We start from the raw sequence: 22,987 nt of genomic DNA on the forward strand, positions 1-22,987 counted from the left end.
GCCAGCTGTGTTTATTGCGCGGCGGTCCCCGCCCGCCGCGGCGCGGTCGGCTCCCAGGAGTGGCCGGGCAGGTGGAGCGGGTCGCGTCCGGCTACGCCGAAACGCTGGAACGCGTTTCGACGGTTCGCCTCAGGCGGTGTTCACTCCCGCGGCGGTCCCCGCCCGCCGCGGCGCGGTCGGCTCCTGCAGGCGGCCGGGCAGGTGGAGCGAGTCGCGTCCGGCTACGCCGAAACGCTGGAACGCGTTTCGACGGTTCGCCTCCGGCGGTGTTCACTCCCGCGGCGGTCCCCGCCCGCCGCGGCGCGGTCGGCTCCCAGGAAAGGCCGGGCAGGTGGAGCGAGTCGCGTCCGGCTACGCCGAAACGCTGGAACGCGTTTCGACGGTTCGCCTCACGGCGCGCCGCCGTGGCCGTGGATGGAGGAGTCGATGGCCCGCGCGGCCGGGCGTCCACCGCCGCTGTGTCCGCGAGGCGAACCGGCGGAACGCGTGTCAGCGTTCCGTCGTAGCTGGACGCAGGACGCTCCACCCGCCCGGCCATCCCGAGTAGCCGACTGCGCCGCGGCGGGCGGGGACCGCCGCGGAAGAAGGCTCACCCCAGGGGGTTGATGCCGTTGGTGCGCCAGCGCTCGTCGGCGAGCTGGCCGGGGGTGCCGGCGCTCGCGTTCTCTCCCAGGGGCTCGCCGCCCTCGACGGCGTCGGCGCCGAGCGCGGTGCCGGCTCCCTCGGCGGTGCTGCCGGGGGGAAGCAGGCCCTCCTCGTCCTCGCGGGGGCCGACCTCGTCCTCGGGGGCGTTCTCGGAGCCGCTCTCGCTCATCGGGTCGTAGCCGTGGTCCGGGTCGCGGCTCTCGTCGGCCGTCGTGTTCTCCTCGACCTCGGCGTCGGCGGGGCGGACGTCGTCGGCCTTCTCCGCATCGGTGGAGGGGGTGGCCTCGAAGCCTGCGAACTCGGGACTGTCGTCTGCGCTCATGGCCGCCACGGTAGCACCGGGCCCGCGGGCACCGGAGGGGGTTCCGCCGGGCGCCCGCGACGCCTCCGCTCAGCGGTCACGCCCTAGGCTCGGGGGGCTGGCACGGACGACGGGAGCGACATGCGACGACTCGGGTACGACAGGTTCGGCGGGCCCGATCTGCTCTCGTGGCGGGAGGCGCCGGTGCCGATGCCGGGTCGCGGCGAGGTCCTGGTGCGCACACGCGCGGCGAGCATCAACGCGACCGACGAGAAGATCCTGTCCGGCTCCGCGCGGATCATGGCCGTCGGCCGCTCCCGTCCCTACGGGTTCGGCCTCGACATCGCCGGCACCGTCGAGGCGCTCGGCCCGGGGTCGCACTCGGTCGCGATCGGCGACCGCGTGGTGGGGATGACCCGCGACGGCGACGCCTTCGCCGACGCGTCCATCGCGCGCAGCCGCTCGCTCGTCCCGATGCCCGACTCCCTCGGCTTCGTCGAGGCCGTCACGCTCGCGATGTCGGGCGGCACCGCGGTGGGCCTGGTGGACGCACTGCACGTGCGCGCCGGCGAGCGCGTCCTCGTCAGCGGCGGCTCGGGAGCCATCGGCGATCCGACGATCCAGCTGCTGGTGCGGGCGGGCTGCACGGTCGCGGCCACCGGCTCGGCCGCCTCCGCCGACCTGCTCCGCTCGCTCGGCGCCGAGCCGCACGACTACCGCGCGCTCGACCTCGGGGTGCTGGGCGGCCGCTTCGACGTGGTCGTCGACGTCTCCGGCCACCTGCCGGTCGACGACGCGGCGATCCTCCTCGCCGAGGGCGGGCGCATCGCGACGCTGGTGCCGAGCGGTCCGGCGCTGGTCTCGCAGGCGACGGGCCTCGTCCGCCGCGACCGCCCGCGGGTGCGCAACATGATCGTGGTGGCGACGGCGGAGCGGATCGGGCGCGCGGTCTCGCTCGCCACCTCCGGCGAGCTGCGGCCCCGGCCGGGCGCCGTGCATCCGCTGGGCGACGTCGTCGACGTGCTGTCGCGCCGAGCGACCGGCGCCGACCGCACGATCGGCAAGATCGTCTTCACCGCCGACGACTCGGCTCCGCTGAGCTGACCTCCGGCTCCTCCTCCTCTGCCGGGCGGCCGAGCGAGAGCGTGGCCAGGAAGCCGACGGCGAGGAACCCGGCGGCGGCGAAGGCCGCGTAGCGGGTGCCGTCCGAGAACGCCTCGCCCGCCGCCCGGGCCGCGTCGGCGGTGTCCGGTGAGGCGGCCAGCCCGGCGATCGCGGCGCCGGAGGAGTCGACCACCGCGTCGACGGTGCTCGCGACCTGCTCCGCGGGGAGGCCCTGCTGCTCGAGCGAGGTCGTGAGGACCCCCGCGGTCGAGGTGTAGAGGATCGTCCCGAGCACGGCGATGCCCAGCGCCGAGCCGATCTGCCGCGCGGTCGACTGCGTGCCCGAGCCCTGCCCGCTGAGCTCGACGGGCACGTCCCGGAGCACGACCCCGGTCAGCTGCGCCGTCGCGAGGCCGACGCCGAAGCCGTAGACGGCGAGGAACGGGACGAGGGCCCACCACGGGGTGGAGTCGGAGACGACCAGGCCGATGCCCGCGACGCCGACGATCTCGGCCGCGAGACCCACCCGCACGATCAGCACCGGCGCGACCCTGTTGCCGAAGGCGCCGGCGAAGCCCGAGGCGACGAAGGAGCCGAGCGCGAGCGCGAGGAGCACCAGGCCGGTCTGCACGGCCGTGTAGCCGAGGACGCTCTGGAGCCAGATCGGCAGCGCCAGGATGATCCCGAACTCGCCGAGCGAGACGATCATCGCGGCGAGGTTGCCGTTGCGGAACGAGGCGAGGCGGAAGAGCCCGATCGCGAGCATCGCCGAGCGCCCGGCGCGCTCGCGGGCCCGCGCCCAGAGGACGAAGGCGACCCCGGCGAGCACCGCGACGGCGAACGCGATCGGGACCGGCGAGAGGCCGAGCGGCCAGCTCCAGCCGCCGACGCTCAGGCGCTCGTCGACGCCCCACCAGCCGAGGGTGCGCCCCTCGATGAGGGCGAACACCAGGGAGGCGGAGGCGATGATCGAGAGCGCGGCGCCGACGAGGTCGACCCGCCGCCCGTCGGGCTGCCGCGACTCGTCGACGAACAGCAGCGCTCCGACCACGATGATCACGCCGAGCGGGATGTTGATGCCGAACGCCCAGCGCCAGGAGAAGTCGGTGGTGAGCCAGCCGCCGAGCAGCGGGCCGACCGCGGTCATGCCGCCGATGGTCGAGCCCCAGACGGCGAAGGCGATGGCGCGCTCGCGCCCGCGGAAGGTGGCGTTGATCAGCGAGAGGGTCGTCGGCAGCACCATCGCTCCTCCGACGCCCTGCACGACCCGGGAGAGGATCAGCAGGTCGCCGGTCGGAGCGAGGGCCGCCGCGACGGAGGAGAGCGCGAAGAGCGAGACGCCGACGATCAGCATGCGGCGCCGGCCCCAGCGGTCGGCGAGGGTGCCGAAGACCAGCAGGAGCGCGGCGAACACGAGCGTGTACGACTCCTGCACCCACTGCACCTGGGTCGAGGTGATCCCGAGATCGGCGACGATCGACGGGATGGCGACGTTGACGATGGTCGAGTCGACGATGATCGTCGCCACTCCGAGGCTGATGACGACCAGCCCGATCCACTTGCGGTTGCGCACGACGCTCTCCTCCGACGATTTAGTAAGCCAGCTGACTATATGCCCGCGGAGGGCGCCGTGTCGAAGGGAGGGCCTGGAAGATTAGCGGGAGGCGGGCGCGGCGACAAGGGCGCGAAGCTCCCGGAGCCGCCCGGTCAGGATGGACGCATGCCCGCATCCCCCCGTTCCTTCCCGTATCCCCTCGGCGTCTCCCTCCGCGGCGACGCCGGCGCCGACGTCGCCGTCTACTCCGAGACCGCGGACAGCGTCGAGGTCTGCCTCTTCGACGAGTCCGGAGCAGAGACCCGCGTCGCCCTCACCGAGCGGACCGGCCACGTCTTCCACGGCCTCGTCCCCGAGATGGGCATCGGCACCCGCTACGGACTGCGCGTCGACGGCCCCTGGGACCCCGCCAACGGCCTCCGCCACAACGCCGCCAAGCTCCTCCTCGACCCGCACGCCACCGCGATCGAGGGCTCGTACACCTGGTCCGAGGACGTCTTCGGCCAGTTCTACGAGGACGCCGACTCCCGCAACGACGCCGACTCCGCGCACGCGGTCCCCCGCTGCGTCGTCACCGACCCCGACTCCTTCGACTGGAGCGGCGACACCGCGCCGCGCATCCCGCTCGAGGAGACCGTCGTCTACGAGGTGCACGTGAAGGGCTTCACGAAGCTGCACCCCGACGTGCCCGAGGACATCCGCGGCACCTACCGCGGCCTCGCGCACCCCGCCGCGATCAAGCACTTCACCGACCTGGGCGTGACCTCGGTCGAGCTGCTCCCCGTGCACCAGTTCGTGCAGGACTCGCACCTCGAGGAGAAGGGCCTGCGCAACTACTGGGGCTACAACTCCCTCGGCTTCTTCGCGCCGCACAACGAGTACTCGCACGCCGGGGACGACGGCTCGCAGGTCGACGAGTTCAAGGCCATGGTCAAGGCGTTCCACGAGGCCGGCCTCGAGGTCATCCTCGACGTGGTCTACAACCACACCGCCGAGGGCAACGACAAGGGCCCCACGCTCTCGTTCAAGGGCATCGACAACGGCTCCTACTACCGACTGGTGGAGGAGGACCGCGCGAACTACTTCGACACCACCGGCACCGGCAACAGCCTCAACGTCGCGCACCCGGCCGCGCTCGGCCTGATCATGGACTCGCTGCGCTACTGGGTGACCGAGATGCACATCGACGGCTTCCGCTTCGACCTCGCCACCACCCTCACCCGCCAGACCGGTGAGGCCGAGGTGCACAGCGCCTTCCTCGACCTGATCGCGCAGGACCCGGTGCTCGCGCCCGTCAAGATGATCGCCGAGCCGTGGGACACCGCCGGCTACCAGGTCGGCGGCTTCCCCGCGGACTGGTCGGAGTGGAACGGGAAGTTCCGCGACGACGTGCGCGACTTCTGGAACGGCGCCGACTCGGTGCTCGGCACGACCGCGCAGCGCGTCCTCGGCTCCCCCGACGTGTACGAGGCCGACCGCCGCTCGCCGGTCTCCAGCATCAACTTCGTCACCGCGCACGACGGCTTCACCCTCGCCGACCTCACCGCCTACTCGCGCAAGCACAACGCGGCCAACGGCGAGGACAACAACGACGGCGAGAGCGACAACCGCTCCTCCAACAACGGCGCCGAGGGCCCGACCGAGAACGAGGCGGTCAACGAGCGCCGCGACCGCATGCGCCGCAACTTCCTCGCGACGCTGCTGCTCTCGGCCGGCGTGCCGATGATCCTGGGCGGCGACGAGATCGCCCGCACGCAGGGCGGCAACAACAACGCCTACTGCCAGGACGACGAGATCTCGTGGTTCGACTGGGAGAACGCGGACCGCGAGCTGCTCGCCTTCACCCGCGAGCTGATCGCCCTCCGCGCCGCGGAGCCGGCGCTGCGCCCGAAGTGGTTCCGCCGCGCCCCCGGCGACGGCGGCCCCGACACGGTCGACATCCTCCGCTCCGACGCGCAGGGCTTCGCCGACGAGGACTGGGACAACCCCGACGCCCGCTCGATCACCTTCGTGTTCGAGCACGAGGGCAGCGCGAGCTTCGCCCTGCTGCTGAACGCGGCGGAGAACGGCGTCGAGTTCACCGTTCCCGAGGCGCCCGGCGCCGAGTGGACGCTGGCCGCCTCGAGCGACCCGGAGCAGGTCGTCGAGGGCGAGGTCACCACGCTGATCGTCCGTGACGGCTCGTTCACGCTGCTGCGCTCGGCCTCCTGATGACCGGCCGGACCCCGCGGCTCCTCCGCTTCGGCGGGCGCATCGCGGGGTTCGGCACGTCCTCGGGCACGAGGATCGTGCTGGGCCTCTGGGAGGACACCCCCTTCGGCCCGTTCGCCGACGCGATGGTCGAGGACGGCGACGGCCACCGCCTCCTGATCGCACCGACCCGCGAGGTCGCGGACTTCATCGGGTCGACGTACGCGTTCGACGAGGTGCGGATCACGCCGGTGTCGTGGCGGAGGATCGCGGGCGGCCTGTCCGTCGCGGCCGGACCGCTCGCGGTGCGACTGGAGCTCGGCGGTCTCACTGCGCTCGGCCGGCTGCTGCGGATCGTTCCGCGACCGCTCGCCGAGCACCCGGCATGGCTGACCGCGATCTCGCCGGTCGCCTCCCTGCTCGTCCGCGGGGTCAGCACGGCCGGGTCGGCCGGGCACGGACGCCGCGAGTACTACGGCGTGCGGGCGATCCGCCGCGTCGAGGGCGTCCACGCGGTGCTGGCGGAGGAGGACCTCGGCCCGTTGCGCCCGCTCTCGCCGCCCGTGCGGTTCGGCTTCTCGTCGGCGCCCGCCGCTCCGGCGATCGTCGACGTCACCACCACCATCGCGCTTCCGCGCGAGGGGACCACCGCGCTCCGGCGCGATCGAGAGAGAGGAGCCGCCTCGTGAAGAAGGGCGACAAGATCAGCTGGAACACCTCGCAGGGCGAGACCCACGGCGAGCTGGTCGAGAAGAAGACGAAGGAGTTCCAGTTCGAGGGGCAGAAGTTCAACGCCTCGGACGACGAGCCCTACTGGATCGTGCAGAGCGACAAGACCGACGCGAAGGCCGCGCACAAGGAGTCGTCGCTGACGAAGAAGTGAGCGGGCGCAGGCCGAGCGGCTGCGGGCTGGGCTCCGGATCGACTCCGGGGCCCCGCCCACGCTGTAGGTCTTCTTGAGCCAAACCCATACTTCCCTGCCGTAGGCTCCCGCAGATGCCCGTGACAGCGCGACCACGCACCCTCGTATGGGCGAAGTCCCAAGAGCTACTCAAGTCATGAACTCGGACCAGTTTCGATGGTGGCGAAAACTCTCACACCAAGGGATTGAACACGACCTATCCTCACCCTAATCGATAACTCGCTCTGAGAATCCATTACCCCTAGGCTAGGGTTTCCAGCTGACGAACCCGGAGACCGTGCCATGGACTATCTTTTTGAGCAGCTTGGGGCAGAGGACTTCCAGGCATTCTGCCAGGCTCTCTTACTCAAGGAGTACTCGGATCTTCAATGCTTTCCCGTCGGTCAGCCTGACGGAGGCCGCGACGCATTGAGCAGAGGAGACGGATCGTTACCTCATACAGTAGCTCAGATCAAGTTCAAGCGCAGCGACGAAGAGGATAACGCCGACTGGTTGATTGCTGCCCTAAAACTCGAACTGCCGAAGATTGAGAATCTCCGTAAACGTGCCGTAGGAAAGTACGTCATGGTGACGAACGCCCGTGGCACATCTCATTTAGATGTAGGCCGAATCGACAGGGCACAGGAGTGGCTCAAAAATAATTGCCCAGTCGACGCAATGATCCTTTGGCGGGACGACCTGAGCCGAAGGCTTGATGGCGCTAATGACCTCAAACTGAGCTATCCCGGCCTGTTGACTGGTGCGGCCGCACTATCACTTGTAATCGACGCACACCTTGGTTCTCGTTCAGACCAGATCTCAGCGACCCTCAAAAGTTTTGCAGCCGATCAGTTTAGATCGGATGGAGAAGTCAAGTTTAGACAGGTAGATTTGTCCAATAGCTTGTCATCTCTATTTGTGGATGTTCCCACGGATGTCACACGTATCGTCCTTGGGGCGCCCGAAAAGGCTTATCGGGCAAAATCTGAAGAGCTGACTGCTGCCATGCAGCAGATGCTACCTTTCAGAACTCAACGGAGACGGCCACAATATGCGAGCCGCGGCATGTACGCGTTGAATACGGCGGACCTTCTCCTTTCGCAACGCATCCAGACACTGACCCCAAAAGTTGTAATTCAAGGGGCGCCGGGACAAGGCAAGTCCACTCTTGCTCAGTATGTCTGCCAGGTACACCGGGCTCGATTCCTCGATAAGCAAACCTTTCTGAGTTCCATCCCACAAAAACATCGCGACTCACCATTTCGTTTCCCGATCAAGATAGATCTTCGCGACTTGGCGGCCTTCTTCGCCGGCAATGATTTTTTGGGACAGTTAGCCGAGTCGCGAGAGCCGCAGCGAACTCTGGAGCGCTTTCTCGCCACTCTCATTAGGACGCTCGGAAACTCTGACGATTTCACCGTCGACGACGTTCGTAGCGTTCTCCAGAAGACCCCTTCCATCCTTTTCTTCGACGGCCTTGATGAAGTTGCCGATGCGAAGCAGCGCGATGATGTCATTCATCGCTTGCTTTCGGGAATAAATCGCTTAGAGGAATCCGGGGCTCAAATTCAAGTTGTTGTGACGAGCCGACCTGCGCAGCTGAACCAAGCGCCCCGCATGTTGTCCGAATTTGCTCGGTACGATCTGGCGCCACTTGACGACGGTACGATTATTCAATACGCAGAAAAGTGGGCCTCTGCAAAAAAACTCAGCGCGAGTCGCGCAGCCGAAGTGCAAAAAATCCTGTTAGAGAAGTTGGACGTACCGCATGTAGCGCAGCTGACTACAAATCCGATGCAGCTTACAATTCTGCTAACTCTCATTTTTTCGGTTGGTCATTCTCTTCCGGACGTTCGAACCGACCTCTATCGCGAGTATGTTAATTTGTTTATGACACGTGAAGCCGAGAAGGACGATGTGGTCCGCGTGCATAAAACTCTACTACTCGAAATTGTAGCTTATCTCGCTTGGGAATTACAAAGTTCAGCGGAAGCCGACCGGACTGCCGGGAGCATTCAACAGAGTGACCTTTTGGCATTGGTCGAAAACTACTTAATGGCGGCAGATCACGACCGCTCGATTGTCGGCGACCTATTTGATAGAGGGCTTGAACGAATTTATGTCCTAGTTCAGAGGGTCGGAGGGCGGTATGAGTTTGAAGTGCAACCACTGCGCGAGTATTTTGCAGCTAAGTATCTCTATTCATCAGCGCCTGTCAGCAATTATCGAGTGAAGGTTGTTCATGGCGATCGTCTTGAGCGATTTGAAGCGATGGCCGCCAACCCTTATTGGTCTAACGTCCTTCGTTTTTATGCTGGTTTCTGGGAGCCAGGGGAGGTCGGCTCTCTGTCGGCAAGCCTTAAGGAGATGATTGGTACGAAAGACGTTTCCGCCAGTATCAACGTTCGCGCGGTAGGCGCCGCACTACTCACTGACCGCATTTTTAGCGCAAAAAAGTATATTCAGAAGGATGTAGTTGACCATACTTTTGACACGCTAGGAGTTCGACTAGCGGCAATTGGACGCCTGAGTGGTTATGACGTCATTCAGCTTCCTGAAGAGTGTGGTCAGAATCGTCTGGCACTCAAGATTTTCGAGGAGCAAATTTCTGCCCAGGACGCAAAGCCGAATGCGGCCGTGTGCATTCTGCTCCGCCGCAACGGCGGGAGAGAGTTGAGCACGCAGTTTTCGCATTGGATTGCGGAAGCAGATCGATCCGAGGTGACGCACCGCATCCGCATCGCGGCAATGAGTGGCGCAGTGGCTTCCATGGCAACCGACGACATAGACGCTTACGTTTTTGATCGCGACCTTACTGAAGCAGAGGTCCGCGCACGAGCCAACGCTGTATTAGCGGATCCGCTACTTGATCTCACGGCTCATCCCGAGCTTGCGAAGATTGGCGCTCAAGAGGTTCTACTTTGGGGCAGGACTCCGTACCTCGGAAGGCCCGACGATCTGGGGAGACTCTCGCGCGTTCTTTCAAGACCATTCCCGATCCATTTTGAGCGCGGCGTTGAAAGTGAAGCTGCAGTAATTCCCAGCAAACTGCGCGCTGCTCTCGATGCGGTCCCTTCGCTCGCCGCATCAGATCTCAACTCATCGCATAGGAACCTTGGCGACATGCTCGAGGAACATCTTGCCGCGTTGTCGTCCGCTTTTGGCGAGTGTTGGTCGATTCAGCAGGCGGCGATTCTAGGAGTAGGCCGTTTCGACGTAAAATCAGTTAAGTCCGATGAGGACATAGATCTGCGTTCGCTCGTCTCACAAGCAGCGAAGGCCCGACTTTGGCGGGGCCGACAGCAGTGGTGGGGTGAAAGAATGGCTTCAAATGATTCAAGAAGGCATCTCTTTTGGCTTGCGTTACTCTTAGCGTGGGGTTCAAGTGGGCAAGTGCAGCAATCGCTTTCCTTAATCGGGGAAGCAGTTGAAGGCTTGTCTGAAGACAATTACGAGCGTCTTTGTAGTGTTCTACAGGAAGCTGACAGGGCTCGGCTTGAGAGAGGAGGGAAACGCCGTACGCCTGTCAAAATTCCTTCGGGTATTTCTACGAAACTGGCGAAGGTTGTGTTCCTTGCTTTTGGGAGTGAGCAGTACGAATTGTTGCCAAAATCTTTGCGTGAAGATGATTTTTTTGTGTTATTCCTCTCGATTCAGCAAAACATACGTAAGCTAGAGAGCTTCCCCGGCTGGGCTTCTGTAAAGCAGGCCCAGTGGAAGAACTGGCTCGCCCACTTACGCGAGAACAAACTTGTACCGCATGAGTACAAGCGTCAGAGCGTCCTACGCGAGCGCTTGTGCCACGATATGCCTTTCTCGGTCGCAAAAATTATCGTGAATGACGCTTTAGCTTATCCACTTGAGGTCGTTCAGACGGCGGTCACCACAATTCAGCGCGAGCATCAACCAGAAGTAGTCCGAGCAATCGCCAATCGGGACTTGTGGCAGTTCGATTGATGTAACTGCTGGATGGCAGGCGCGCACCAATTAAGGTCACCACAGCAAGGCGCTTCGCCGCCTCGCTCACGCGATGCGGATGAGCTTCTTGTTCACGAACTCCTCGAGGGCGGGGCGGCCCATCTCGCGGCCGGTGCCCGAGCGCTTCACACCGCCGAAGGGCAGCTCGGCCGCGTCGCCGAGGACGAGGTTGATCCAGACCATGCCCGCGTCGATCCGGTCCGCCAGGCGCAGCGCCTGCTCCTGGTCGGTCGTGTAGAGGTAGGAGCCGAGGCCGTAGGGGGTGTCGTTCGCGAGGGCGATCGCCTCGTCCTCGTCGCGGACGCGGTAGAGCGCGGCGACGGGGCCGAAGAACTCCTCGCGGTAGGCGTCCATCTCGGGCGTGACGCCCTCGAGCACGGCGGGCGGGAAGAAGTTGCCGGTCACCTCGCCGCTGGCGCGGACGGTGGCCCCCTGCTCGCGCGCGGCCGCCAGCTGCGCCTCGAGGCGCTCCGTCGCGGCGGAGGAGGAGAGCGGGCCGAGGAGGGTGCCCTCCGCGAACGGATCGGCCGGCTGGGCGCGGGTGAACGCCTCCGTGAACTTCTCGGCGAACGCGTCGTACAGCTCGTCGATCACGATGAAGCGCTTCGCGGCGTTGCAGGACTGGCCGTTGTTGTCCAGGCGCGCGGCGACCGCGTCCTCGACCGCTTTGTCGAGGTCGTCGGTCGACAGGAGCACGAACGGGTCGGAGCCGCCGAGCTCGAGCACGACCTTCTTCAGGTGTCGGCCCGCGAGCTCCGCGACGGCCGCGCCGGCCCGCTCGGAACCGGTGACGGAGACGCCCTGGACCCGGGGGTCGGCGATGACGGTCGCGGCCTGCTCGTTCGTGGCGTAGAGGTTCACGTAGACGCCGGCGGGCGCGCCCAGCTCCTCGGCCGCGGTGCGGAACATGTCGGCGATGGCGGCGGCCGACTCCGGGCACTGCGGCGCGTGCTTGAGCAGGATCGTGTTGCCCGCGACCACGTTCGGGCCGGCGAAGCGGGCCACCTGGTAGTAGGGGAAGTTCCACGGCATGATGCCCAGGAGCACGCCCAGCCCGGCGCGGCGGATCAGCGCGGAGCCGGTGCCCTCGGCGAGCTCGATCGGCTCGTCGGCGAGGAAGGCCTCGCCGTTCTCGGCGTAGTAGCGGTAGATGTCGGCGGCGAAGCCGACCTCGCCCTGCGCCTGGTCGAGCGGCTTGCCCATCTCGCGGACGATGATCGCCGCGAGCTCGTCGGCGCGCTCGACGTGCAGCTCTGCCACGCGGGCGATCAGCGCCGCGCGGGTCGCGACGGGCACGGTCCGCGACCACGAGGAGTACGCGTCCTGCGCCGAGCCGATCGCCGCGGTCAGCTCGGCGTCACCGAGGGTCGGGTACTCGCGGAGGGTCTCCCCCGTGGCCGGGTCGATCACGGCGTAGTGGGTGCTCATGCGGGCTGTGCTCCTTCGCTGTGGGGGGCCGGTGCGGTCGCGCCGTCCTCGTCGATGATCTCCTGTGCCAGGCGCCTGCCGACGCGGATGGCGCCGTCGACGTGCTGGTAGCCCTCGGCGGCGAGGTCGCTCGTGCCGAAGCGGAGCGGACCCACCGGCTCCAGCTGCAGCGCGCCGTACCGGGTCAGCCCGCCCAGGTCGAAGCTCGCGGCGTACGCGCCCTGCGTCCACTCCTCGGACGCCCAGTCGCTCTCGTAGTAGACGACCGGATCGAGTGCGGCCGGGCCGAAGTAGGCGGCGAGCGAGTCGAGGATCGCGGCCTTCCGCTCCGCCTCGTCGAGCGCGAGCACGCGGTCGGCCTTCTCGTCCGAGACGAAGCCGACCAGGGTGCCGCGCTCCTCCCCGTGGTTCGAGTTGTCGTAGGCCTCGTGCACGAGCGAGTGCGGGCTGAACGCGGTGCCGGAGAGGCCGTCGGCGCGCCAGAAGGGCGTGGCGTAGGTGGCGTGCACCTTGATCACGAGGCCGAGCGACTGGTGCTGCAGGGCCTGCTGCCGCAGTCGCGGGAGCGGCGGGTCGAACGAGATGCGGCCGACGAGGTTCGGCGGCACGGCGACGATCGCGCGGCGGGCGCGGAGGACGACGCCGTCGGCGCGCACCTCGACCCCGTCGTCGCCGTAGCGGACGGAGCGGACCGGGTGCCCGAGCAGGACGCGCTCGGCGCCGAGGCGCTCGGCGAGCCGCTCCGGGACCTGCTGGAGGCCGCCGATCACGCGCTTGTCGAGGATGAAGTCGGCGTCGACCAGGTTGCTGAAGCTCCCCGCGCTCGCGGCCATGAGGAGCGCCTGGAGGAGGGAGAAGGCGTGCGCCGGCTTGGTGAGCATGGCGTCGGCGAGGAAGAGGGCGATGTTGGCCCGCGCCTCCTCGTCGTCGCTCTGCCGCTCCAGCCAGGCGGCGAAGGTGACGCGGTCGTAGTCGCGGGCGAGCGGGTGCGTCCACGGCGCCGCCGGATCGGTCTCGGCGACGAGGCGGTCGAGCACCTCGATCAGGCGGGAGATCTCGGACTCGGTGCGCTCGCTCCCCGGGAAGATGTCGCCGGTGAAGCGGCGGGCGGAGCCGTCGGCGCCGATGTAGACGCTCTCGCCCTCGCGGTAGCGGGAGTAGGTGCCGAGGCCGAGCTCGTCGAGGGTCTCGAGGAGCGCCGTCTGGTCCGGCGAGACCCACTGGCCGCCGAGCTCGAGGAGCTGCCCGTCGACCACGCGGGTCTCGAGCCGCCCGCCCACGCGCTCGCGCGCCTCGACGACGACGACGTCGAGTCCGTGCTGCTGCAGCCGGAGCGCCGCGGTGAGTCCGGTGGCACCGGCTCCGATCACGACGACGTCGTGCTCGCTCGGGGACATGACTTCTCTTTCCGTCGGTGATCGCGGGAGTGGACGCGCGAATACGGACGATCCTGTCACAGAAGCGGAGGAGAACATCAGTGAGTGCGCCCGATGGAGGGTGGGCTCGGAGCGCCCTCCATCTAACTACATAGGCATGCTATATTGTTTCTCGTGCCCGATCCCAGTGCCCCCGTGCGTCTCGCCTCCGCCGCCACCGCCCTCACGCGGTTCGCGGGCCGGGCGAGCGGCGCGACCGGGCTCGGCGCGCAGTCCGGAGCCGTCTGGTCGACGCTCGCCGAGCTGCGCACCGCCTCCCCCTCCCGCCTCGGCGAGCTCGCCGAGCGGGTCCGCGTCACCCAGCCGACGATGACCGGCATCATCGCCCGGCTCGACGAGGCCGGCTGGATCCGCCGCGTCCACGACGCCGGCGACGGCCGCGCCTGGCTGATCGAGGGCACTCCCGCCGGCTTCGACGCCCTCGCCGAGCACCGTCTCCGCCTCGAGGCCGCCCTGGCCCCGCTGTTCGAGGACCTCGACGAGGACGACCGCCTCGCCCTCGAGCGCGCCGCGACCCTCGTCGAGGCCCGCGTCGCCCGCATCGCCGGCACCCCCGTCCCCTCCTCCCCCGAGAAAGGCTCCACGCCGTGACCACCTCCCCCCACTCGCCCGCCCAGGGCTCGATCCTGAAGCAGCCGCTGGCCGTCTGGGCCGTCGCCTTCGCCGCGGTGATCGCCTTCATGGGGATCGGCCTGGTCGACCCGATCCTCCCGGCCATCGCCGAGAGCCTGCAGGCGACTCCGACCGAGACCTCGCTGCTCTTCACGAGCTACCTCGTCATCACCGGCGTCGTGATGTTCTTCACCAGCTGGCTCTCCAGCCGCATCGGCGCCAAGAAGACCCTCATGATCGGCCTGGTGCTGATCGTGGTGTTCGCCGCGCTCGCCGGCACGGCGGGCAGCGTCGAGGGCGTCATCGGCTTCCGCGCGGGCTGGGGCTTCGGCAACGCGCTGTTCATCTCGACCGCCCTGTCGACCATCGTCGGCGCGGCGAGCGGAGGCTCCTCCGCGGCGATCGTGCTCTACGAGGCCGCGCTGGGCATCGGCATCGCCATCGGCCCGCTGCTCGGCGGGCTCCTCGGCAGCGTCTCGTGGCGCGGCCCGTTCTTCGGGACCGCCGTGCTGATGGCCGTCGGCTTCATCGCCATCGCGACGCTCCTGCGCGAGGACGGCCCCAAGCCCTCTCCGACTCCGCTCTCGGCGCCCTTCGCGGCCCTCAAGGTCCCGGCCATCCGAACGCTGGCGGGCGCCGCCCTGTTCTACAACATCGGCTTCTTCGTGCTGCTCGCCTACACGCCCTACCCGCTCGGGCTGGACGAGATGGGCCTCGGCTTCACGTTCTTCGGCTGGGGCCTGGGCGTGGCGGTCACCTCCGTGTTCGTCGCTCCGCTGCTCACCCGGCGCCTCCCGCGCACCGTCGTGCTGCGCTCGGTGCTGCTGCTGCTCGCGCTCGACCTGATCGCCGGCGGCCTCGTGATCTCGTCCCGTGTCGGCCTGATCGTCTGCATCATCGTCGGCGGCCTGCTGCTCGGAGTCGTCAACACGGTGCTCACCGAGTGCGTGATGGAGGCGACCGACCTGCCCCGCTCGGTCGCCTCGTCCGCCTACTCCGGCGTCCGCTTCCTCGGCGGCGCGATCGCCCCGCCCGCCGCCTCCGCCCTGGCCGCCGCGATCTCGCCGGCCTTCCCGATGTACGCCGCAGCCGGAGCCGTCGCCGTCGCCGCGCTGATCGTGCTGCTCGGACGCCGCACCCTGGCCCGCGCCGACGCCCACGAGCCCGAGCCCGAGCTCGTCGAGGCGCAGGCGATCACGCTCGGCGAGTGACGCGCCCGGCGGGCTTCAGGGGCCCGCCGAGGCGTCACGAACGGTCGTCATCCGGGCAGGGTGACGGCCCTTCGTGACGCCTGGACGCGGTCGAGCGGGAGGGGCGCAGGATCCGACCTGTGGAGAACCGGTTCACGAGGATCGGGAGGCGGGACAGTGGCCGGATGCACGATCCCTCGCCGCTTCCGATCGGACTCCGCGGCCGCGCCTTCACCGTCGCTGACGCTCGCGCGAGCGGAGTGAGCCGCGGGCGGCTCCGCAGCTCCGACCTCCACCGGCCGTTCCACGGCGTCCGCACCGCCGACCCCGACCCCGACCTGCGCCTGCGCGCGGAGGCGCTCCTCGCGCTGGTCGGTCCGGAGGCTCTCCTGAGCCACGTGACGGCGGCGCGGCTCTGGCCGCTCGACCTCCCGCCCGCCGCTGCGGACGAGCCGGTGCACGTCAGCGTCCGCCGGCCGGGACGCGCTCCCCGGCACCGGAACGTCGTCGGCCACGCCCTCGCCGATCCCGACGTCCGCCGCGTCCTGCGCCGCGGACTGCCCCTCACCGATCCGGCCTCGCTCTTCTGCCATCTCTCCGCGCTCCTCGAGCCGGACGACCTCGTCGCGGTGGGCGACGCGCTGGTGCGCACGCCGGTCGTCGGCGATCCGGCGGATCAACGGCCCTGGGTGCCGCTGCCCGACCTGCGGGAGCGGGTGTCGTCCTTCCGCGGTCGGGGCTCGGTGCGGCTCCGCGCCGCGCTCGCTCTGGTGCGCGACGGGGCGGAGTCGCGACAGGAGTCGCGGTTCCGGCTCGCGTCCGTGCAGGCGGGGCTCCCGGAGCCGGTGCTGCAGGAGCCGCTGTTCGACTCCGACGGGGTCTTCGTCGGGCGGCCGGACGGCTGGTACCCCGCGGAGCGGGTCGCGTGGGAGTACGAGGGCGACGATCACCGCACCAGCAACCGGCGCTTCGCGCGCGACCTCGGCCGCTACGACGACCTCGCCTCGATCGGCGTCCGCGTCGTCCGCATCGTCGGCGCCGAGTTCGTCCCCCACCCCGAGCGCTCCGTCGAGCGCCTGCGACGAGCACTCGCCGAACGGTCCCCGCATCGACGACCGCCGAGGGGTCGCGAACGGTCGTCATCCGGGCGGGGTGGCGACCGTTCGTGACGCCTCACGGGAGAGCGCGCGCTGAGGAATCAGGGCGCGACCTCGAAGAGGCGCGGGCGCAGCGCGGACGTGCGCGGGTCGGCGGCGCAGGCGGCGAGCGCCGCCGCGAGGACGCCGCGGGCCGGGTGCGGCTCGCGGACGTACACGTCGACGCCGGCGGGCGTGAACGGCGTCCGGGCGAAGCGGGTGAGCGCCCAGCCCGCCTCCTCGTCGGCGGCGACGAACGACCAGCGGCTGCGGGCGAGGAGGGTCAGCGGCTCGACGCCGCGCCAGCGGAAGCCGGACGGATCGTGCGGGTCGGGGGTGTCGATCCCGACCACGTAGTGCGAGCGCGTGCGGCCGCGCCAGCTGACGACGTCGCCGATCCCGCCGGTCGGGAGCGGCGCGTACGTGATCGCCACCCCCGACCGCGAGCGCCAGAGCGGCAGCGAGGAGCCCCGGACGAACCAGGTGCCGCTCGCGAGCGCCCGGGCGTCGATCATCGGAGGGCGTGCTTGATGTTGGTGCGGGCCAGCGCGACGGCCTCGCCCGCTCCTCCGTTCATCACGATCTTCGAGACCGCCAGCGCGAAGCCCTTCACCTGCGCGCCCGTGATCGTGGGCGGGAGCGAGAGGGCGAGCGGATCCGTCACCACGTCGACGAGGACCGGGCCGCCGTCGGCGAGCGCCGACCGGAGGGCCTCCTCCACGTCGCGCGGGTCCTCGACGCGGATGCCGCGGATGCCGATCGCCTCCGCCACCTTCGCGTAGTCGACCATCGGCACGTCGACGGCGAAGTCCGGGAAGCCGTCGACCAGCATCTCGACCTTCACCAGCCCGAGCGTGGAGTTGTTGAACACGACGATCGTCACGGGCAGCCGGTAGGCGGCGACCGTGACCAGCTCGCCCATCAGCATCGAGAGCCCGCCGTCGCCGCTCAGCGAGACGACCTGGCGACCGGGGTGCGAGAGCTGCGCGCCGACCGCCTGCGGCAGCGCGTTCGCCATCGAGCCGTGCATGTACGAGCCGAGCAGGCGCCGCTTCCCGTTGGGGGTGATGTAGCGGGCCTGCCAGACGTTGCCCATGCCGGTGTCGGCGGTGACGATCGCGTCCTCGGAGAGCAGGCCGTCGAGCGTGGACGCGACGAGCTCGGGGTGGATCGGGCTGCGCGTGCCGACCTCGGTGTACTTCCCGACGACTCCGGTGACCAGCTTCTCGTGCTTCTTCAGCGTCTTGTCGAGGAAGCGGTGGTCCTTCCGCTGCACGAGCGGGGTCAGCGCGGTGAGGGTCGCCGCCACGTCGCCGTGGACGGGGTGCGCGACGCTGACGCGGCGTCCGAGCTTCGAGGCGTCGCTGTCGACCTGAGCGATCACGACCTTCGAGGCGTCAGGGAGGAACTGCTCGTAGGGGAAGTCGGTGCCGAGGAGGAGGAGCAGGTCGGCGTCGTGCATGCCGGCGTGCGCCGCTCCGTAGCCGAGGAGGCCCGTCATGCCGACGTCGTAGGGGTTGTCGTACTGGATCCACTCCTTGCCGCGCAGGCTGTGCCCGACGGGCGCGCCCACCAGCTCGGCGAAGGCGACGACCTCGTCGTGCGCGTTCTGCACTCCGGCGCCCGCGAAGATCGCGACGGTCCGCGCCTGGTCGATCGCGGCCGCGAGGGCGCGGACGTCGGCGTCGGCGGGGACCAGGACGGGCGTCGACGGCAGCACGAACGCGGGGAAGCCGTCCACCGCCTCCAGCTCGGCGATGTCGCCGGGGAGGGTGACCACGGCGACTCCGCGGAGGGCGACCGCGCTGCGCATCGCGGCGTTGACGACCCGCGGGGCCTGGGCGGCGGTCGAGATCAGCTCGCGGTAGTTCGAGCACTCGACGAAGAGCCTGTCCGGGTGCGTCTCCTGGAAGTAGGACGAGCCGATCTCGTTGCTGGGGATGTGGCTCGCGATGGCGAGCACCGGGGCGGAGGAGCGGTGCGCGTCGTAGAGGCCGTTGATGAGGTGCAGGTTGCCGGGGCCGCAGCTGCCGGCGCAGACGGCGAGGCGCCCGGTGAGCTGCGCCTCCGCGCCGGCGGCGAAGGCGGCCGCCTCCTCGTTGCGCACGTGGATCCAGTCGATGCCTCCCTTCTCGGAGCCGCCGCTGCGGCGCACCGCGTCGACGATCGGATTCAGCGAGTCCCCGACGATCCCGTAGATGCGGGAGACGCCGGCGTCGATGAGCTGAGCGATGAGCTGGTCTGCGACCGTCTTCTGAGCCATGACCCCATTCGACCGGACGGGGCTGAGCGTCCGCTACTCCGGAAAGTGGAGATCCGGATCGAGTGCATCCCCCTCGGGACGGATGCCCGGCACCCCTAGCCTGGGAGCCGTCACAGGAACACCTCCGTGCAGCAGATCCCGGGAGTCGTCATGAACCGCCGCAGAACCGCCCTCGTCCTGGCCGCCGGCGCGACCCTCGCCCTCGGCCTGACCGGCTGCTCGGGCCTGAACGGCCTGATGGGAGGCGAGACCCGCGACGACGAGACCGGAGAGATCACTGAGGGCGGGACGACCGACGTCTTCCAGCTGCGCGTGGGCGACTGCCTGAACGGCGAGCTCAGCGAGGAGGCGACCGAGGTCACCGACGTGCCGACCGTGCCCTGCACCGACCCGCACGTCTACGAGGTGTTCCAGAACCTGACGATGGCCGACGCCGACGAGTACCCGGGCGAGTCCGTCGCGACGGAGCAGGCCGAGACCGACTGCGTCACGGCGTTCGAGTCGTTCACCGGGATCGGCTACCAGGACTCGGCGTACGACTTCAGCTACTACTACCCGACCGCCGAGAGCTGGGGCACGGGCGACCGCACGATCAACTGCATGATCACCGACCCGAACGGGCCGAGCACGGGCACGCTGGCGGGCGTCGCGGCCTGATCGCCATCTCCGCGCGCGGCGGTGCCGGTCCCGCCGAGCGCTCCGCGCGCGGCCGGTGTCAGTCGCGGTCGCGCGCGGGGAACAGGCGCAGCAGCAGGCCGGAGCCGATCCAGACCACGGCGATCCCCACGACGAGCCAGGAGGCTCCGAGGCCGGACGCCGCTCCCGCCAGCACAGCGCCGACGGCCGCGGCGGCGGAGCGCAGCCCCGCGCCGATCGTGAACACCTGCGAGCGGACGGCGGCGGGGCTCTCCTGGTCGCGCAGCAGCAGCATCGCCGCGTTCGAGGGGGCCGTGAAGACGCCCGCGACCGCGAAGGCGGCGACCGCCACGACGACGCCCAGGTCGGGAACGGCGACCAGGAGGACGGCGCCGGTCGCGATGTAGGCGGCGCCCATGGTCCACGCCGGCGGACGGCGGGTCCAGCGGCGGGCCGCCACGGCGAGGGCGCCGAGCAGGCCGCCCACGGCGAAGGCGGTCAGGATCCACGCGGCGGCGTCGGTGCTGCCCAGCCGCTCCACCGAGAGGCTGATCGCCGCGACTCCCGCCGCTCCGCCCGCGACCTGGCTGAGGGTGCCCGCCGAGGTGACCACCGCGATCGGACGGTGCCGCACGAGGTGGGTGACGCCCGCGACGATCGTCCGCAGCACGCCGACGGTCGGCGCCGGACGGGCCTCCATGGCGAGGCCGAGCGACCCGACGACGCCGATGAGGGCGAGGACCGCCATGGCGAGCATCGCGGTCCGCGCTCCCCCGACTCCGACCGCGAGGCCCACGATCGCCGGCCCGCTGATCGAGGCGACCGTGTACGAGAGCGAGTCCTGCGCGTAGGCGCGGCGCGGCTCCGGGATGGCGCTCGTGACGAAGCTCGACATGCCGCCCATGTAGACGGGCGTCGCGAGCCCCGCGAGGAGCAGCAGCACCACGATGAGCGGCGTCGGCACCTCGCCGAGGAAGGCGGCGACCGCGAAGGCGACGGCGGTCGTGAGCGCGGCGCCGACCAGGAGCCGGCGGGGGCGGCGGACCCGGTCGAGCACCGTGCCGACGAGCGGCGCGGCGATCACGGCGGGGAAGAGCGCCGCTCCGGTCAGGGCGCCGCCGAGCGCGACGTCGCCGAGACGCTCGACGGCGAGGACGGGGAGGGCGACGACCATGCCGGCGCTGGCCAGGCGGAGGGGGATCGACGCGGCCTGGTAGCTGACCGCGCTCATGCGGGACCGGGGATCGACATCACCTCCGATGGTGTCACGGCTGCGGGACCGGGTCGGCCGGGGAGGCAGGCCACCGGCGTCCGAGCGGCCTGCGGAGCCTGCCCTAGGCGATCGGCGTCCGCGCCGCGAGCTCGGCCGCCGCCGCGACGCCCAGGCGCCAGGGCGCGCCGTGGCCGGGCAGGAGTGTCCGCGCCCCGGTCCCGGCGAGGACCCGCAGCGAGTCGAGGGACTGCGCCGTGTCGGCGGTGGCGGCGCGCGCGACCAGGTGCGGGCCGGTGCGCGCGGAGTAGGGGTCGAGCGTGACCAGCGCGTCTCCGCCGATCACCGCGTCGCGCTCTGGCAGGTGCAGCGAGACGTGCCCGTCGGTGTGCCCCGGAGTCGCGAGCACGCGGGGCGACCCGGGCACGTCGAGCACCTCTCCGGCGGTCAGCGGCAGCGTCCCGTGCACGGGCGGCACCGCGAGCGCCCCGGCACGGGCCATCGCGCCGAGCACCGGGATCGCGGAGGGGTGCAGCAGCGGGTACACGAACGGGGTGCGCTGGCGGCGGTAGGAGTAGGGCTGCGCGGCGAGCGGCTGGTCGGCCGCGTGCAGGTGCACGGGGACGCCCCGCCGGACGAGGCTGCGGGCGACGCCGAGGTGGTCGACGTGCGGTCAACCGGCCCGCCTCCTCGATCAGGTAGAGGTTCGTCCAGGCGTGCTCGAGCCGGTGCACCCCGGGTGCGACGTCCCGGTGCAGGCTCGCGCCGCCCCCTCGCCGCTGCTGCCGGCCCTGCTGCTCGCGCTGCTGCTGCTGCTCGCGCTGCTGCTGCTCCATCGTGCTCCCGCCCCTCCGGGCCCGCGCCCGATCGCGACGACGCTACGAGCGTCTGCGACGGATCGGACAGGGCGTTGACGGCGGGGGTCCGCGTCGTGCAGGGCTCAGCGGCGCCGCCCGCGGAGGGCGAGCTGCACCGCGGCGAGCAGGAGGAGGACCGCGAAGAGGATCCCGGACACGCGCGCCGGCAGGAGGAAGGAGAGCGCCACTCCGGCGAAGGAGAACGCCGTGGCGGTGAGCCCGACCACGAGGCCCGCCCGCACGTCGAGCAGGCCGCGCCGGGCGTTCGCGATCGAGCCGGTGACCGCCGTCGGGATCATCGCGGCGAGCGAGGTGCCCTTGGCCAGGAGGTCCGCGAGCCCGAAGGCGCCGACCAGGACCGGCACGGCGATCGCTCCGCCGCCGATGCCGAAGAGGCCGGAGGCGACGCCCATCCCGATGCCGAGCCCGGCGAATCCGGGCCACACGCCCCAGCCCTCGGCGACGTCGCCGGTGTCGTTCGAGCCGAACACGGCCATCCGCACCGCCGCGGCCACGAGCAGCGCCACGAACATCCAGCGCAGCACGCCCAGAGGCAGCCGCGCGAGCAGCCAGGATCCGGCCACCGCCCCGAGCATCGCCGCAGCCGCGATCACCGCCGCCGGGACCCAGGCGACCTGGCCGGCGAGGGCGTAGCCGAACGCTCCGGCGACCGAGGTCGGAGCGATCGCGAGCAGCGAGGTGGCGGAGGCGCGGCGCTGGTCCATCCCGGCCCACGCGATCAGCATCGGCACCATCACGATCCCGCCGCCGACGCCGAACGCGCCCGACAGGGTCCCGCCGACCGCGCCGATCAGGGCCAGGACGAGCAGGGCGCGCGGGCGCATGCGCGCGGCCGTCCGATCGAGGAGGGGCGCCTGCGGGGCGGTCGCGTCGGTCACGGCTCCATGCCACCACAGCACCGGGCCGAGGGCGAATCGACGGGCGTCGACCGCGTTCCTGAGAGGACCGGCCCGGCCGGGCCCGCCTCTCTGGCAGTTGCCTGGGCGGGGCGGATCCGACCGTGACGTTCGGCGTCGACGGAGCGTCCTACCTGCATACCCCGCCTGATCGAGCGATCGGGCCCCGAGCGAAAGAGGAGACCATGGCCGAGACCACCGCGACCACCACCCGTCAGACCAGCACCGGATCCGGACGCACCGTGATCGAGGACGGCGTCATCGCCAAGGTCGCCGGCATCGCCGCGCGCGAGGTCCCGGGCGTCCACGCCCTCGGCGGAGGAGCGGCCCGAGCGATCGGCGCCATCCGCAGCGCGATCGGCAACGACGACCGCGGCCAGGGCGTCAAGGTCGAGGTCGGCGAGCGCCAGGTCGCCGCCGACATCACCATCGTCGCCGAGTACCCCGCGCCGCTGCAGAAGGTCGCCGAGGACGTGCGCTCCGCCGTCGCCGACGCCATCCAGCACATCGCCGGCATGGAGGTCGCCGAGATCAACGTGACCGTCCAGGACGTCCACATCCCCGAGGACGACACCCAGGAGTCCGACCCGCGCGTCGTCTGACCCGTTCCCCCGCACCGACGCCCCGG

Annotated in this window: 19 protein-coding genes; 10 read left to right on the forward strand and 9 right to left on the reverse strand. The window is 69.8% G+C overall.

What is annotated here, in order from left to right; translation table 11 throughout:
- Positions 1-589: 589 nt before the first annotated feature.
- Positions 590-967 (reverse strand): hypothetical protein, encoded by a 378-nt coding sequence (locus C5C53_RS07330; RefSeq protein ID WP_104314845.1) that lies wholly within the window; start codon positions 965-967, stop codon positions 590-592.
- A gap of 120 nt (positions 968-1,087) precedes the next feature.
- On the opposite strand from C5C53_RS07330, the gene C5C53_RS07335 reads away from it, so the two are divergent.
- On the forward strand, positions 1,088-2,050 hold the full coding sequence (locus C5C53_RS07335) for an NADP-dependent oxidoreductase (RefSeq protein ID WP_104267194.1): 963 nt from the start codon (positions 1,088-1,090) through the stop codon (positions 2,048-2,050).
- On the opposite strand, the gene C5C53_RS07340 is transcribed toward C5C53_RS07335, so the two are convergent.
- Positions 2,019-3,623: a DHA2 family efflux MFS transporter permease subunit gene (locus tag C5C53_RS07340; RefSeq protein WP_104246954.1), complete on the reverse strand. Its 1,605-nt coding sequence runs from the start codon at positions 3,621-3,623 to the stop codon at positions 2,019-2,021. The two genes, C5C53_RS07335 and C5C53_RS07340, sit on opposite strands and share 32 nt — an antisense overlap.
- Before the next feature lie 147 nt (positions 3,624-3,770).
- Between C5C53_RS07340 and glgX the strand changes: the two genes are divergently transcribed.
- The 4 genes from glgX to C5C53_RS07360 all read left to right on the forward strand — a co-directional run bounded on the left by glgX (position 3,771) and on the right by C5C53_RS07360 (position 10,653).
- Entirely contained in the window at positions 3,771-5,816 is a 2,046-nt protein-coding gene (gene glgX / locus C5C53_RS07345) for a glycogen debranching protein GlgX (protein ID WP_104233047.1), read from the forward strand.
- Entirely contained in the window at positions 5,816-6,484 is a 669-nt protein-coding gene (locus tag C5C53_RS07350) for a hypothetical protein (RefSeq protein WP_104267195.1), read from the forward strand. The genes glgX and C5C53_RS07350 overlap by 1 nt, the downstream gene beginning before the upstream one ends.
- Positions 6,481-6,678 carry a DUF2945 domain-containing protein gene (locus tag C5C53_RS07355; RefSeq protein ID WP_056866275.1) on the forward strand — a complete coding sequence of 66 codons (198 nt, stop codon included), beginning with the start codon at positions 6,481-6,483 and terminating at the stop codon, positions 6,676-6,678. Before C5C53_RS07350 ends, C5C53_RS07355 begins: the two co-directional genes overlap by 4 nt.
- Before the next feature lie 321 nt (positions 6,679-6,999).
- Positions 7,000-10,653 (forward strand): NACHT domain-containing NTPase, encoded by a 3,654-nt coding sequence (locus C5C53_RS07360; protein ID WP_104267212.1) that lies wholly within the window; start codon positions 7,000-7,002, stop codon positions 10,651-10,653.
- 66 nt (positions 10,654-10,719) lie between these two features.
- Here the strand turns inward: C5C53_RS07360 and C5C53_RS07365 are convergent, their stop codons facing one another.
- Both C5C53_RS07365 and C5C53_RS07370 read right to left on the reverse strand, forming a co-directional pair.
- On the reverse strand, positions 10,720-12,102 hold the full coding sequence (locus C5C53_RS07365; protein WP_104226095.1) for an NAD-dependent succinate-semialdehyde dehydrogenase: 1,383 nt from the start codon (positions 12,100-12,102) through the stop codon (positions 10,720-10,722).
- Positions 12,099-13,499 (reverse strand): NAD(P)/FAD-dependent oxidoreductase, encoded by a 1,401-nt coding sequence (locus C5C53_RS07370; protein WP_104267196.1) that lies wholly within the window; start codon positions 13,497-13,499, stop codon positions 12,099-12,101. Before C5C53_RS07370 ends, C5C53_RS07365 begins: the two co-directional genes overlap by 4 nt.
- Positions 13,500-13,652: 153 nt before the next feature.
- On the opposite strand from C5C53_RS07370, the gene C5C53_RS07375 reads away from it, so the two are divergent.
- From C5C53_RS07375 to C5C53_RS07385, 3 genes are all read left to right on the forward strand, one after another.
- Positions 13,653-14,129: a MarR family winged helix-turn-helix transcriptional regulator gene (locus C5C53_RS07375; RefSeq protein ID WP_146084654.1), complete on the forward strand. Its 477-nt coding sequence runs from the start codon at positions 13,653-13,655 to the stop codon at positions 14,127-14,129.
- Positions 14,126-15,361, forward strand: coding sequence for an MFS transporter (locus C5C53_RS07380; protein ID WP_104267198.1), 1,236 nt, complete (start codon positions 14,126-14,128; stop codon positions 15,359-15,361). The genes C5C53_RS07375 and C5C53_RS07380 overlap by 4 nt, the downstream gene beginning before the upstream one ends.
- Positions 15,362-15,525: 164 nt before the next feature.
- Positions 15,526-16,509 carry a hypothetical protein gene (locus C5C53_RS07385; RefSeq protein WP_104267199.1) on the forward strand — a complete coding sequence of 328 codons (984 nt, stop codon included), beginning with the start codon at positions 15,526-15,528 and terminating at the stop codon, positions 16,507-16,509.
- Between the two features lie 29 nt (positions 16,510-16,538).
- On the opposite strand, the gene C5C53_RS07390 is transcribed toward C5C53_RS07385, so the two are convergent.
- Positions 16,539-16,991, reverse strand: a complete 453-nt coding sequence (locus C5C53_RS07390; protein WP_104225142.1) for a hypothetical protein — start codon at positions 16,989-16,991, stop codon at positions 16,539-16,541.
- Complete coding sequence (locus tag C5C53_RS07395; RefSeq protein ID WP_104226089.1) at positions 16,988-18,739, reverse strand: pyruvate dehydrogenase; 1,752 nt, start codon at positions 18,737-18,739, stop codon at positions 16,988-16,990. Before C5C53_RS07395 ends, C5C53_RS07390 begins: the two co-directional genes overlap by 4 nt.
- A gap of 126 nt (positions 18,740-18,865) precedes the next feature.
- Here C5C53_RS07395 and C5C53_RS07400 point away from each other — a divergent pair, with 126 nt between their 5' ends.
- Positions 18,866-19,396, forward strand: coding sequence for a septum formation family protein (locus tag C5C53_RS07400; RefSeq protein ID WP_104267200.1), 531 nt, complete (start codon positions 18,866-18,868; stop codon positions 19,394-19,396).
- 58 nt (positions 19,397-19,454) lie between these two features.
- Here the strand turns inward: C5C53_RS07400 and C5C53_RS07405 are convergent, their stop codons facing one another.
- The 3 genes from C5C53_RS07405 to C5C53_RS07415 form a co-directional block, all read right to left on the reverse strand.
- Positions 19,455-20,606 carry an MFS transporter gene (locus C5C53_RS07405; RefSeq protein ID WP_104267201.1) on the reverse strand — a complete coding sequence of 384 codons (1,152 nt, stop codon included), beginning with the start codon at positions 20,604-20,606 and terminating at the stop codon, positions 19,455-19,457.
- A gap of 103 nt (positions 20,607-20,709) precedes the next feature.
- Positions 20,710-21,204, reverse strand: coding sequence for an MBL fold metallo-hydrolase (locus C5C53_RS07410; RefSeq protein WP_308470978.1), 495 nt, complete (start codon positions 21,202-21,204; stop codon positions 20,710-20,712).
- Between the two features lie 321 nt (positions 21,205-21,525).
- On the reverse strand, positions 21,526-22,341 hold the full coding sequence (locus C5C53_RS07415) for a sulfite exporter TauE/SafE family protein (protein ID WP_104267202.1): 816 nt from the start codon (positions 22,339-22,341) through the stop codon (positions 21,526-21,528).
- A gap of 203 nt (positions 22,342-22,544) precedes the next feature.
- Here C5C53_RS07415 and C5C53_RS07420 point away from each other — a divergent pair, with 203 nt between their 5' ends.
- Positions 22,545-22,961: an Asp23/Gls24 family envelope stress response protein gene (locus tag C5C53_RS07420; RefSeq protein WP_104225148.1), complete on the forward strand. Its 417-nt coding sequence runs from the start codon at positions 22,545-22,547 to the stop codon at positions 22,959-22,961.
- The last annotated feature ends 26 nt before the right edge of the window (positions 22,962-22,987 follow it).

Origin of the sequence: Rathayibacter sp. AY1E3, assembly GCF_002932235.1 — a bacterium.
GTDB lineage: Bacteria > Actinomycetota > Actinomycetes > Actinomycetales > Microbacteriaceae > Rathayibacter.

What these genes read in the sequence shown, in the direction of transcription:
- C5C53_RS07360 (WP_104267212.1), top strand. Translation starts at nt 7,000, where the DNA reads ATGGACTATCTTTTTGAGCAGCTTGGGGCAGAGGACTTCCAGGCATTC.
- C5C53_RS07390 (WP_104225142.1), bottom strand. Translation starts at nt 16,991, where the DNA reads ATGATCGACGCCCGGGCGCTCGCGAGCGGCACCTGGTTCGTCCGGGGC.
- C5C53_RS07420 (WP_104225148.1), top strand. Translation starts at nt 22,545, where the DNA reads ATGGCCGAGACCACCGCGACCACCACCCGTCAGACCAGCACCGGATCC.
- C5C53_RS07370 (WP_104267196.1), bottom strand. Translation starts at nt 13,499, where the DNA reads ATGTCCCCGAGCGAGCACGACGTCGTCGTGATCGGAGCCGGTGCCACC.
- glgX (WP_104233047.1), top strand. Translation starts at nt 3,771, where the DNA reads ATGCCCGCATCCCCCCGTTCCTTCCCGTATCCCCTCGGCGTCTCCCTC.
- C5C53_RS07350 (WP_104267195.1), top strand. Translation starts at nt 5,816, where the DNA reads ATGACCGGCCGGACCCCGCGGCTCCTCCGCTTCGGCGGGCGCATCGCG.
- C5C53_RS07385 (WP_104267199.1), top strand. Translation starts at nt 15,526, where the DNA reads ATGCACGATCCCTCGCCGCTTCCGATCGGACTCCGCGGCCGCGCCTTC.
- C5C53_RS07335 (WP_104267194.1), top strand. Translation starts at nt 1,088, where the DNA reads ATGCGACGACTCGGGTACGACAGGTTCGGCGGGCCCGATCTGCTCTCG.
- C5C53_RS07365 (WP_104226095.1), bottom strand. Translation starts at nt 12,102, where the DNA reads ATGAGCACCCACTACGCCGTGATCGACCCGGCCACGGGGGAGACCCTC.
- C5C53_RS07405 (WP_104267201.1), bottom strand. Translation starts at nt 20,606, where the DNA reads ATGAGCGCGGTCAGCTACCAGGCCGCGTCGATCCCCCTCCGCCTGGCC.
- C5C53_RS07395 (WP_104226089.1), bottom strand. Translation starts at nt 18,739, where the DNA reads ATGGCTCAGAAGACGGTCGCAGACCAGCTCATCGCTCAGCTCATCGAC.
- C5C53_RS07330 (WP_104314845.1), bottom strand. Translation starts at nt 967, where the DNA reads ATGAGCGCAGACGACAGTCCCGAGTTCGCAGGCTTCGAGGCCACCCCC.